Below are 12,639 nucleotides of genomic sequence, written 5' to 3'. Positions count from 1 at the left end.
TGAAGAAAAGATACATCGTTACTGATGGACCGGTCTTCTTCGTGATGCCCTAATGTTCATTGTATTGAAATCATATCGTTACTTAAGCTTATAATCTTCATCAAAAAAATTATAAGGTGCTTTTTTATCTAGCTCTTTCGATTCATTATCAAAGCCTTGTAAGAAAAATCCTCGCTTTAAACTCAGCGGTTGTGCAATATACGTATTATCTTTATCACCTTTTAATGTCAGCTCTTTATAAAATATACCTTTACGCGAATCGTATTCGGTTTGTTCATTAATAATCTTATTTGTTAACTTTTTTTCTGTTAAATATTGATCGATCATCTTTACATTTTGGCTTTTTTGATACGCTTTAAATGTAAAGAAACCTGCTGCCACTAGTACAAATAATAATATCGCTGCAGCTATAAAGCCTATTACTTTTTTTAGCATGTTCGGTTTGTCCCCCATCTATTACTCTACTTTTATAACATCTTATCACAAACAGGCCTTATATCGTTATGACAAAGCAGTTAGTCACATAAACGTCATATTCATCGTCAATCAAGTTGTTAAATTCTTCTAAACCTTTTACAATACATAAGAGTAATACCAATGTGACTAAAGGAGAGATATTTATGCTTACTAAGTGGCAATCTAAATTGTCTCGCGAAACATTACTGAAGCAATTAGTTGCACATTCAAGTGTGACCCATTCTTCAGGCGAGAGACAATTTCCATATATGATTCAAGATGAACTTATGACATTAAATTATTATAAACAACATCCTGAATTGATCCATCTTGTCCCAACGAAAGATCAACGTCATGCTGTTGTTGCACTATATAGAGCGCCTCATTCAAAACAGACTGTAACATTAATCAGTCACTACGATACTGTAGGCATTGAAGACTACGGGACACTTCAAGGTCACGCTTTTGATATGGACGAAATCACACACTCTTTTCACCAAAATCAAACATACTTAGATCAAGACAGTATTAAAGATTTAAAATCAGGAGACTATGCATTTGGTCGTGGCTCTATGGATATGAAACCTGGGTTAATGCTTCACATGTCACTTCTCGAAAAAGCTACCATTGAAAATTGGGATGTGAATCTCGTCTTAATAACCGTCCCCGATGAAGAAGTCAACTCTCAAGGGATGCTTGCTGCAGTGAACTATTTAGACAAACTACGCCTGCAGTATGATTTAGACATTAAACTCCACTTAAATAGTGAACCGACATTTCAACAAGCAAGTCATGACCACAATCACTACTATTATACAGGGTCTATTGGCAAAATTATGCCGAGTGTATTAGTCTATGGCCGTGAGACGCATGTAGGCACACCCGCAATTGGTTTAAGTTCAAACTTCATTCTAAGTTATATTCAACAAGAAATTGAATATAGTTTTGACTTTAAAGAAACATTTGAAGATGAAACGACACCGATGCCAGTCAGCTTACTTATGCGCGATATTAAATTACAATACGATGTCCAAACACCATTTAGATCGATTGCCTTATTTAATTTATTTTTATTTGAGAGACATGCTGATGCTGTCTTTGAACAATTCAATCAGGCTGTAAAATCCGCTGTCCAGAAGGGAATGACTGTATACGAAGAACGCATTCGTCAAGAGGGTATTGCGTTAGATTTTGATATGAAGGTTATGTCGTATCACGAACTGTATGAGCATGCCATCCAACATCACCAGTTCTCAACTGTCCAACAAATTATTGACGATGTTGTTGCAGTTGAATCAGAACCTTATCGCCAATCTATCGAAATTGTTGATCAATTGATAAATTTATGTAGAGAATTAGGTCCAACGACCATTACTTTTTTTGCACCACCTTATTATCCAGCAACAAACGCATCATATCATCCACTTATTGAATCAATTGGTGAAACAATATCAAATACATTGCTGACAAAATTCAAGCGAACATCACAGCGCATTCATTATTTTAATGGCATTAGTGATTTGAGCTATGTATCACCCTCACCAAGTGGCTCTATGTTCAAAGCTTACGAAATGAATACACCCGTTTTCGACCAAACTTATACGATTCCGTTTGAGGCTATTGAACGTATACAAGCACCATTAATCAATTGTGGTCCAATCGGAAAAGATGCCCATAAAGTCAGCGAACGGATTCATAAAAATAGCGCTTTTGAAGAATTACCTGTCGTACTCGAGACTATTATCAAACGCCACTTTATCAAAGACAATTAAATAAGAGATAAAAATTCAAGTCGTCTCTCCCATTTGAAACAGGCTAGGACATCAATCCTAAAATAATTTGTATTGTTTGGCTCGCATTTCCTAGGGGGATGGGTCGAGCCCCGGTCTCGACGCTCATCCTATTCCCTCAGGCGTCTCGCCAACAATACGACGTGATATACATGTCATTTTACATTAAAATACTTTTAAAAATATACACTTTCGTATCAATGATTGAATCATCTCATTATAAGAAAACTTAGAGATATTTATGTCCCAGCCTGTTCTCATCTTAACTTTCCAATAAAGTTAAACTTCTATATTCATTTTGTTTTCACGTTTTCCTAAATTAAACATTGTCCATAGTGCAATGAGCCCCAAAAGGCACAATAAGATAAATGCGAAATGGCTTGTACCTGTCATTGATGTCACGATTGATATGACGATAGGTGGAAAAAATCCTCCCAAGCCTCCCATCATCGATACAATACCATTTGCTACACCTGCTTCCTTTGTAAAATAAAACGGCACTAACTTAAAGACAAGTCCGTTACCAATACCCGCACAAACACTAACAGTTAAACACCCTATTGTAAACAACACCATATGACTAGAAAGCCCTAAAATTAAAGAACCTGCAATCATTAGCGTAAAAAATATTTTTAACATTGTGACTGCATTAAATTTATCCCCTAATATGCCACCTAATGGTCGTAGAAATGTCGCTAATGCGATAAACACACCTGTTCTTATACCTGCATCAACTTTGTCAACACCAAAATGTTCCACTAAAAAGTTAGGTAAAAACAAGCCAAATGCCACAAATGATCCAAAGGTAATAAAATACCAGAAGCTTAAATAATAAAGCTTATAATCAGCAAATAATTTTTTTGATTGTTCAATAAGAGGCACTGTAACTTTAGGTTCATCTTTATCACCTAAAATAAACATGACAACAGCAAAAACGACCATTACAATAAGATAACTACGTACTGTATTTTGCCATCCAATCATGCCTGCAATAGAAGGTGCTAAAAAGGCAGAGACAGCCGTTCCTAAGTTCCCCATACCATAAATACCATTCGCAAGTCCTACTTTATCTTTTGAGAAATATTTCGGTATTGAAGTTACACCAACTGAAAAAATCGCGCCCCCAACACCTAAGAAAAATCCTGCGAACATTAATGACCCTGGTGATGTCGCCTGACTTAATAAAAAGATTGGTATTAATAAAACAATAAAACTTCCAAAAAATACCCACTTCGCACCAACGATATTCGTTAGAAATCCAAATGGGACACGCAACACCGATCCAAGGATTACAGGAATGGCTAAAATAATAGACAATTGACCACTTGAAATTGTAACATCTTGCGAAATAAATGGTATTAATGGCGCTATAATACTCCACGCCATAAATCCAGCTACCAAACTTAATGTTTGAAGTGCTAATTGTAAACCACCACTAGACTTATTCATCGTTCATTCACCTTTTCTTTTTCAATTCTGAAATCATTCATTTAACTAAAGCATGATTAACTTTAAGTCTAGTTTACAGTTATTGTGAATTTGATAACATAAGGATATCCCCTATACACTTGAAGGAGTATCCCTATCTTTGCCAAGTGGTTTACGCCCCTCTAAAAATCCCATAAAAAAAGTAACAATATTAAGATTCCATGCAAATCTCAATTTTGTTACTGTTTCCCACTTCAAAAATCAAGTAATTTTTTCTTTAATGCAAACTCGACTAATTCAGGTTTAGATTTTAAGTCTAATTTGTCCATAATTCGCGTCTTGTGCGCTTCGACTGTCTTAACTGACACAAATAGCTTTTCCGCGATATCTTTATTGCCATATCCTTTAGCAATAAGTGGTAATATTTCCAGTTCTCGCTTAGATAAAATTTTAAATGGATCATTCGAATAATCATCATTTTTAGATGACTGTACAAATTCTTTGACCAATGATGTAGTCATTTTAGGATCAATATATGTTTCCCCTTGATAGACCGTACGTATTGCTAATAACAATTGTTCATCAGGTGCATTTTTTAAAATATATCCACTTGCACCACTTCTTAAAACGTGAAATAAATATTCTTCATCATCGTACATTGTTAAGATTAAGATTTTAGTATCAGGAAAACTATCAAGAATTTTACTAGTAGCAATGAGCCCTGATTCACCAGGTGGCATACTTAAATCCATAATGAGTACATCCGGCTCGTGTTCCATTACTTTTTGGTAAGCTTCTCCCCCATCTGCAGCAGTACCTACCACTTCCATATCCTCTTGGAAGTTTAAGATCATTGAAAATCCAGTCCGTACTACTGCATGATCATCTGCAATTACGATTTTCATTCTTGTTCCCTCACTTTTGGTTAATCGGTACTTCTAACGTGACAATCGTACCTTTCCCTTTTTGTGTTTCGATATTTAGGTGCCCGTTCACCAATTCAGCACGCTCATTCATACCATACAATCCTAAACCAGAGCCTTTGGGTGAATCTTTTGGATCAAAGCCTTGGCCTTGGTCAGACACTTCCACATATAAATGAATATCATCTTTACGTACATTCACATCGACTGTATCTACAGCTGCATATTTCATCGCATTAAATACCGCTTCTTGAACGACGCGATAGACGACGGTTTCAATTTCATTATCAAAGCGTTCCTCTTCCATGTCATAGTGATAATTGACAATCAATCCATAGTTATTTTCAAGCTGTTTAAAATAAGACTTAAACGCAGCATTGAGTCCCAAATCATCAAGTGAAGACGGCCTCAATTCAAGTGAGAGATTTCTAATATCATCAATCAATTTGGCCATCAAACCTTCTATATTTTTGGAATGTTCGATTAAAGTATCAATATCTTGTTGGTACTTTAACAAACGTAACTCTACATTGACATTAATCAACTCTTGCACCACACCATCATGCAACTCTCTAGAAATACGTTTTCTTTCATTTTCTTGAGCGGCAATCGTTTTTTGCATCATGTTGCGTTGATAGAATTTTTCCTGTCGTTGTAACTGAGGTGTGACGTTTTGTAATGTAAAAGCTTTAATTTGCTTTTTTTCATCTATCGTTTGATAAGATGCTGTAAAAGGCTCAATCGTGTCATCTGTTGTTTTCATAAATACTTGAAACGTTGATCCTCCTAAATCCTCTGATTCCAAAAAGCAATTGAAACAAGTCTGGAGTCCATACTCATTCGTATGGCCTTCACACCTACCACAAATCGTATGCGGCGCTTCTGTAAAAATATTATTAGGGGATATGACACGCTTTGCCGCATGGTTCATATAAATCACTTTGCCTTCTTGGTCAATAAAAATAATCATTTCGGACGTATTTTGATAATAAGCATTTAAAAATTGAGAGAGTTCTTCAGATTGTGGTTTCACTATAACATCACCTTATCTTCACTTGTGAAAATTCCGATCCCTTTAATATTAGAGATGTTTTCAGCGATTTTGGGTAGTTTTTTATGATGACGTTGTCCAAATAACAACACCCCTTTGACACGATGACTGTGCCAAAGCGGTATCGCAATAAGTGACGTCAATTCTTCACTGATAATAATTGGAAAATTAAACAATGTGTTTTGGATTTCATCTTGTGTCGCATCGGCAATGATCATGGGTTTACCTGTTTTCATGACATTGCCTGCTACACCTCGACCATGTCTTAGAATAATACGTTGATACCGTTCATTTAAATTACCGGATACGTATCTCCATTTAATTTTAGTACAAGCGTGGTCATCTATAGGTAAGGCGATGCCAGCAAAATCAAATTGATATTCGTGACGTAATCTCTCTAATTCGTCTTGATACTCATATTGAGTCAAATCAATCTGTTTCACGGCCATCACTCCATATTAAGCTTTATGTTTACGATAAATAATGTAACTGCGGCTTGCATAAGAGACCGGTACACTCCATACATGCACGAGGCGTGTAAAAGGCCAACAAGCCATAATTGTAAATCCTAATAATACATGTAATTGAAATGCCAACGGGACTTGTGTCATTAAGTGCGCATCTGGACTAAACATAAACAATCCTCTAAACCAAATTGAAATGGTTTGACGATAATCAAAGTCAGGCGTTGTCGCATTTGTCACTAAAGTTGCATAACACCCTACACATACTATCACTAATAATAAAATATTAACGAAAATATCTGATGCCGAACTCAAGCGACGTACATTTTGCTTTGTAACACGTCTAGCCGTTAACAAAAACATTCCAACTAGTGTTATTATACCAAAAATACTACCAATATACACAGCACCAATATGGTAGATATGGTTACTCACTCCTACAGATTCTAACCAATGTGCCGGAATAAGCAATCCTACAACATGACCGAAAAATACAGGTATAATCCCTAAATGAAATAATAAGCTCCCCCATTTAAGTTGTTTCTTTTCTATAAATTCACTCGATTTAGCAGTCCAAGAAAATTGATCGAATCGATATCGTGCAATATGACCAATGATAAAGGTTGCAAGACAAAGATATGGAAATATCACCCATAAAAATTGATTAAACATGCCCGATCACCTCATTGTCTTGTACAATACAGTGTTTTAACGTTTCACGGAGTCCACGAATTAAATAACCGTACGGATTTTCTTTTTCTTCTAAATGTTTCATAATTGGATAAGTACCGTCCTCAATAATCATAATAAGTAATTGCATATTTTCTTGTGCACGTGCATCTCCATCTAAACGGACAGCATATAAAAACTCTAACATTAAAGGTAGATAATCTGATAACTCTGATGACGGCATTTCTAACCCGAACATTTCGTATAATACCTTAAGTTTTGCGAGCATTTGTCCTCGCTCTTTTTGTGTATCAAACTTATTGAAAGTCATATACAATGTCGTTTTTTTGTTAAAGTCAAATGTATCAGTATAGAGCGCTTTAATTTCTGATAAGCTCTTTTCATACATTAACTCGCGATATCGTTTCACGTGAGGATAAGCAGGGTGCGCCTCGTTGAATATCTCATCAAATGTTTGAGGGTGAAATGTTAATTTTTCCGGAAAACTTAATTGTTGGCTCATGTAACCTAATGTGTCTTTGTAGTATTCTAAAGTTTCGAGGTTAATCACGGAAAATCCCTCCATAGAAATTATCGTTGTATATTTCTTGTCCCGTTTTACCACCAGCACCTACAGGAACGCCACAGCCATCACAATTCGCTCCAAAATATTCACCACCATATCCCTGACTTCCTTGAGCAGCATACGTGTCCATATATTGTTCCTTATGAGAAGTAGGAATCACAAATCGGTCTTCATGTTTCGCAATCGCTAGCAAACGATACATATCTTTGGCTTGTCTTTCTGTTAACCCGACTCTGTCAAGACGCGACATATCAAAATTTCGTCCTGTATTTTCTGCACGCATATAACTTCTCATCATTGCCATACGTTGTAAGGACCCTTTGACTGCCTTTGTATCGCCCGCAGTAAAAAGTTCAGCTAAATATTGAACAGGTAGACGCATCTCTTCAATCGCTGGGAAGATGGCATCAGGGTTGTGAGTTGAATTTTTACCTTCAAAATAATTCATAATTGGACTGAGCGGCGGACAGTACCAAACCATGGGCATTGTACGATATTCAGGATGAAGTGGAAACGCTAATTTATATTCAATTGCTAATTTATAAATCGGCGAATTTTGAGCTGCTTCTATCCAATCTTGTGAAATACCGTCTTTTTCAGCTTGTTCAATTACATCTTCATCAAATGGATTTAAAAATAAATCTAATTGCTTTTCATACAAATCTTGCTCATTCTCTACTGAGGCTGCTTCTTGTACACGATCTGCATCATAAAGTAATACGCCTAAATAGCGCATGCGACCTGTACATGTTTCTGAACATACTGTCGGAATACCTGCTTCAACTCGAGGAAAACAGAATGTGCATTTTTCAGCTTTATTTGTTTTCCAATTAAAATAAACCTTCTTGTATGGGCAACCTGTCATACAGTAACGCCAACCACGACATGCATCTTGGTCTACGAGTACAATGCCATCTTCATCTCGTTTATACATTGCTCCAGAAGGGCATGATGCGACACAACTTGGGTTTAAACAATGTTCGCATAATCTCGGCAAATACATCATAAACGTTTGATCAAAATTAAATTTGATGTCTTCCTCAATTTTTTGAATATTAGGGTCTTGTGGTCCTGTTATATGACCACCTGCTAAATCATCTTCCCAGTTTGGTCCCCAATCAATATCCATACGATTACCCGTCATGACTGAATGCGCTTTAGCAACAGGCGTATGCTTTGAATTTTTAGCAGTCGTAAGGTGTTCATAATTATACGTCCAAGGCTCATAATAATCTTTAATCACTGGCATATCAGGATTGTAGAATATTTTACCTAAGGCAATTTTATTAATACGTGTGCCAGATTTTAGTTCTAGCTTACCTTTTTTATTAAGTGTCCATCCCCCTTTATAATGATCTTGATCTTCCCATCTTTTTGGATAGCCAATACCTGGCTTTGTTTCGACGTTGTTAAACCACATATATTCTGCACCAGGTCGATTTGTCCATGTACTTTTACAGGTCACACTACACGTATGACACCCAATACATTTGTCTAGATTTAATACCATTGCTACTTGCGCTTTAATCTTCAAGCCAATCCACCTCTTTCATCTTTCTCACTGCAACATACACATCTCGTTGATTTCCAATGGGACCATAGTAGTTAAATGAATAACTAATCTGTGCATATCCTCCCATTAATTGTGTCGGCTTTAAGTGAATTCGTGTCGGAGCGTTATGTGACCCGCCTCGCGTTCCAGATATTTCGGATCCCGGTGTTTCGATATGTTTATCTTGTGCGTGATACATAAACATTGTCCCTCTAGGCATACGATGAGAAACGACAGCCCTCGCTGTCACAACGCCATTTCTGTTATAAACTTCTAACCAATCATTGTCTTGAATATCATGTTGTACCGCATCTTCATTTGAAATCCATACTGTAGGCCCACCTCTGAAAAGTGTTAACATATGTTGATTATCTTGATACGTTGAATGAATATTCCATTTCCCATGTGGTGTTAAATATCTCAACACAAGTGCATCTACGCCACCTTTGACTTCTTTATCTTTTGTACCAAATACCATTGGCGGTAATGTCGGTTTATATACAGGCAATGCCTCACCAAATTGTAAAAAGACTTCATGGTCGATGTAGTAGCTTTGACGACCTGTCAATGTTCTAAAAGGTACAAGGCGTTCAATATTCGTAGTGAATGGAGAATAGCGACGCCCTTGTTTATTAGACCCTGGGAATACCGCTGTTGGAATGACTTCACGAGGTTGAGATGTAATGTTTAAAAATGTAATCTTCTCGGATGCTCGTTCTGCGGAAATATCTTTCAGTGTCACTCCTGTTTGTGCTTCTAAATCTTCATATGATTTTTGAGATACACGTCCATTAGATGCTGATGATACGTTTAAAATGACATCTGCCACTTTACGCGCTGTATCAATACGTGGCTTATTCTTTTTCACCGTATCATCATCCCATGTTCCGACCATGCTACGTAATTCGTCGTACTCTTCTTTAACAGAGAAGCTCACGCCATGGGCTCCTACTTTGCCATTTTCAAGTAATGGTCCGACTGAAATGAACTTATCGTGAACATCTGTATACGTACGGTCAACAACTGCAAATCCTGGCATCGTCTTTCCTGGTATAGCTTCAACTTCTCCCTTAGTCCAGTCATAGACTTTACCGTATGCAAGAGAGATTTCTTGCTTTGAATCATGCGCTAAAGGAGACGTCACAACATCTTTAAACGTTCCTCGTAAATGCACACGTGACATCTCTGAAAATGTTTTACTAATAGTTTTAAAGATGTCCCAATCTGAACGCGACTCCCATAATGGATCAATAGCCGGATTGAACGGATGAATAAATGGATGCATATCTGTAGATGAAATATCATGTTTTTCGTACCATGTTGCTGCAGGTAACACAATATCGGAATATAAAGGTGTCGCCGTCATACGAAAATCAAGCGATACAAGCAAATCTAACTTTCCAACAGTATCATCGCTCCACTCAATCTCTTCAGGCTTATCTTTTTCATTAGGTTCAGCCATTAACGCAGATTTTGTTCCAAGTAAGTGTTTCATAAAATATTCTTGACCTTTAGCCGAACTTGAGATTAAGTTTGAACGCCACACGAATAAGGTTTTCGGATGATTTTTGCGTAATCCTGGATTTTCAACAGCAAATTTAGTTTGACGTGTCTTTACATCTTCAATCGCTTGTTTTAAAATCGCTTCATTTGTAAATTCACCGCGGTCTCGCGATTCTTCTCCCCATAACAAACTATTGCGGTCAAATTGCGGGTAAGATGGCAGCCAGCCATTACGTGCTGCTAAAACGTTATAGTCTGCTGGATGTTGCAATTTAATACTATCCGCTAAAGGAGAGGCTAATCGGTCAACACCTGATTCTTCATATTTCCACTGATCCGTTGCAAAATAGAACCAACTTGTCCCGTTTTGTAGACGTGGTGGACCTTGCCAGTCTTTGGCAAAAGCAATCGTACTCCATCCTTCAATTGGACGACATTTTTCTTGACCTACATAATGTGCCCATCCGCCACCATTGACGCCTTGACATCCACATAAAATCACTAGGTTAAGGATTGAACGATAAATCGTATCTGAGTTGAACCAATGATTAATACCCGCACCCATAATAATCATAGAGCGGCCACCTGTATCAATCGCATTTTGAGCAAATTCTCGTGCCACTTGTGTAATCACGTTGGCTTTAACACCAGTTACTTTTTCTTGCCATGCTGGTGTATAAAACGATTCAGTATCATCAAATCCTTTTGCTTCAAGCACATGATTAAAGCGTTTAACACCGTATTGACTTGCCATTAAGTCGTAAACTGTAGTCACTAATACGTCCTCATCATTCGCTAGTTTAACGTGACGAACTGGTATAGGACGTTCAAAAATTCCATTCCCATCATTATCAAAATATGGAAACTGAATCGTTTCAATGCTGTGTGCTCCATTCGCAACTGTCATGGCAGGGTCAATTGCTTCACCATTTTCATTTTCAAGCTTTAAGTTCCATTGTTTACCTTCTTCCCAGCGCTGTCCCATTGTGCCATTTGGAACTTGAATTGTGTCGGTGTTTGCATCAATCACAACTGGTTTCCACTCACTATTTTCAGTCGTACCTCCAAAGTCACTCGAACGCAAAAATCGTCCAGCTTTATAACCGTTATCATCTTGATCAAGGCGAATAATAAATGGCATATCTGAATATTGTTTCGCATAATTGATAAACATTTCCGACGGTTGGTCTTCATAAAATTCTTGTAAGATAACATGTGTCATTGCTTGTGCTAATGCCGCATCGGTACCTGGATTAGGGGCTAGCCAGTTATCTGCAAACTTGACATTTTCGGCATAGTCTGGCGCTACAGAAACCACTTTTGCGCCCTTATAACGAACTTCCGTCATAAAGTGTGCATCTGGCGTACGTGTTAACGGGACATTTGATCCCCACATCATAATATAGGATGCGTTATACCAATCACTTGATTCTGGTACATCTGTTTGTTCACCCCAAATTTGTGGTGAAGCAGGTGGTAAGTCAGCATACCAATCATAAAAACTTAACATTTCTCCACCTAGAAGTGAGATAAATCTCGCGCCCGCTGCATAGCTAATCATAGACATCGCAGGAATTGGTGTGAATCCAGCTATACGGTCCGGACCATCTTTTTTGATAGTATAAATTAATTGTGCTGCAATTAATTGAGAGACATCTTTCCACTTTGCACGAATATGGCCGCCTTTTCCTCGTGCAGATTTGTATATACGCGCTTTGTCCTCATCTTCTACGATAGAGGCCCAAGCTTTTATAGGGTCTTGATGTTCTTCTAATGCAGCGGTCCACAATTCCCAAAGTTTCCCTCTAATATATGGATATTTAATACGCAATGGACTGTACTCATACCAAGAAAAAGAAGCACCACGAGGACATCCACGCGGCTCAAACTCTGGCATATCTGGGCCACAACTTGGATAGTCAATTTGTTGATTTTCCCATGTAATGACACCGTTTTTGACAAATACTTTCCAAGAGCACGATCCCGTACAATTCACACCATGGGTCGTACGCACAACTTTGTCATGACTCCATCTTTCTCGATACATTTTCTCCCATTCACGGCTTTTATGCTCCAATACTGACCAGTTGCCATTGAACTTTTCAGTTGGCTTAAAAAAATTTAATCCAAATTTTGCCATTTTTATCCTCCTCATTCCCATAGACTTTCCTAGTTATCACTATTTTACCTTTGTTCAATTTTTCACGATATTAGGGA

General features: G+C 37.4%; 10 protein-coding genes. 1 reads left to right on the top strand and 9 read right to left on the bottom strand.

The annotated features are described in order from the left end of the window. Positions 1-78 precede the first annotated feature (78 nt). A complete protein-coding gene (locus tag C7J90_RS05100) occupies positions 79-435 on the bottom strand; it encodes a DUF3139 domain-containing protein (RefSeq protein WP_103207681.1) in 357 nt (118 codons plus the stop codon). 185 nt (positions 436-620) lie between these two features. On the opposite strand from C7J90_RS05100, the gene C7J90_RS05095 reads away from it, so the two are divergent. Beyond that, on the top strand, positions 621-2,228 hold the full coding sequence (locus tag C7J90_RS05095) for a M20/M25/M40 family metallo-hydrolase (protein WP_103207680.1): 1,608 nt from the start codon (positions 621-623) through the stop codon (positions 2,226-2,228). Between the two features lie 297 nt (positions 2,229-2,525). Here C7J90_RS05095 and C7J90_RS05090 read toward each other — a convergent pair whose 3' ends face one another. From C7J90_RS05090 to C7J90_RS05055, 8 genes are all read right to left on the bottom strand, one after another. Beyond that, positions 2,526-3,695, bottom strand: a complete 1,170-nt coding sequence (locus C7J90_RS05090) for a nitrate/nitrite transporter (RefSeq protein WP_103207678.1) — start codon at positions 3,693-3,695, stop codon at positions 2,526-2,528. Between the two features lie 233 nt (positions 3,696-3,928). Beyond that, a complete protein-coding gene (nreC, locus tag C7J90_RS05085; RefSeq protein ID WP_103207676.1) occupies positions 3,929-4,579 on the bottom strand; it encodes a nitrate respiration regulation response regulator NreC in 651 nt (216 codons plus the stop codon). 10 nt (positions 4,580-4,589) lie between these two features. After that, positions 4,590-5,633 (bottom strand): sensor histidine kinase, encoded by a 1,044-nt coding sequence (locus C7J90_RS05080; RefSeq protein WP_232618922.1) that lies wholly within the window; start codon positions 5,631-5,633, stop codon positions 4,590-4,592. Then, positions 5,630-6,091 (bottom strand): nitrate respiration regulation accessory nitrate sensor NreA, encoded by a 462-nt coding sequence (gene nreA / locus C7J90_RS05075; protein WP_103207674.1) that lies wholly within the window; start codon positions 6,089-6,091, stop codon positions 5,630-5,632. Before nreA ends, C7J90_RS05080 begins: the two co-directional genes overlap by 4 nt. Before the next feature lie 15 nt (positions 6,092-6,106). Further along, the gene (gene narI / locus C7J90_RS05070) at positions 6,107-6,784 is read right to left on the bottom strand and encodes a respiratory nitrate reductase subunit gamma (protein WP_103207672.1); all 678 of its coding nucleotides are present in this window, start codon (positions 6,782-6,784) and stop codon (positions 6,107-6,109) included. Further along, positions 6,777-7,352 carry a nitrate reductase molybdenum cofactor assembly chaperone gene (narJ, locus tag C7J90_RS05065; protein WP_103207670.1) on the bottom strand — a complete coding sequence of 192 codons (576 nt, stop codon included), beginning with the start codon at positions 7,350-7,352 and terminating at the stop codon, positions 6,777-6,779. Before narJ ends, narI begins: the two co-directional genes overlap by 8 nt. Next, positions 7,345-8,901: a nitrate reductase subunit beta gene (narH, locus tag C7J90_RS05060; RefSeq protein ID WP_103207668.1), complete on the bottom strand. Its 1,557-nt coding sequence runs from the start codon at positions 8,899-8,901 to the stop codon at positions 7,345-7,347. The genes narJ and narH overlap by 8 nt, the downstream gene beginning before the upstream one ends. Next, positions 8,891-12,562, bottom strand: a complete 3,672-nt coding sequence (locus tag C7J90_RS05055; RefSeq protein WP_103207666.1) for a nitrate reductase subunit alpha — start codon at positions 12,560-12,562, stop codon at positions 8,891-8,893. The genes narH and C7J90_RS05055 overlap by 11 nt, the downstream gene beginning before the upstream one ends. Between the last annotated feature and the right edge of the window lie 77 nt (positions 12,563-12,639).

It is taken from the genome of Staphylococcus felis (assembly GCF_003012915.1).
In the GTDB taxonomy this organism is placed as follows: Bacteria; Bacillota; Bacilli; order Staphylococcales; family Staphylococcaceae; genus Staphylococcus; species Staphylococcus felis.
Note: the sequence above shows the minus strand (reverse complement) of the source record. Positions and strands in the feature narration are given on the sequence as shown.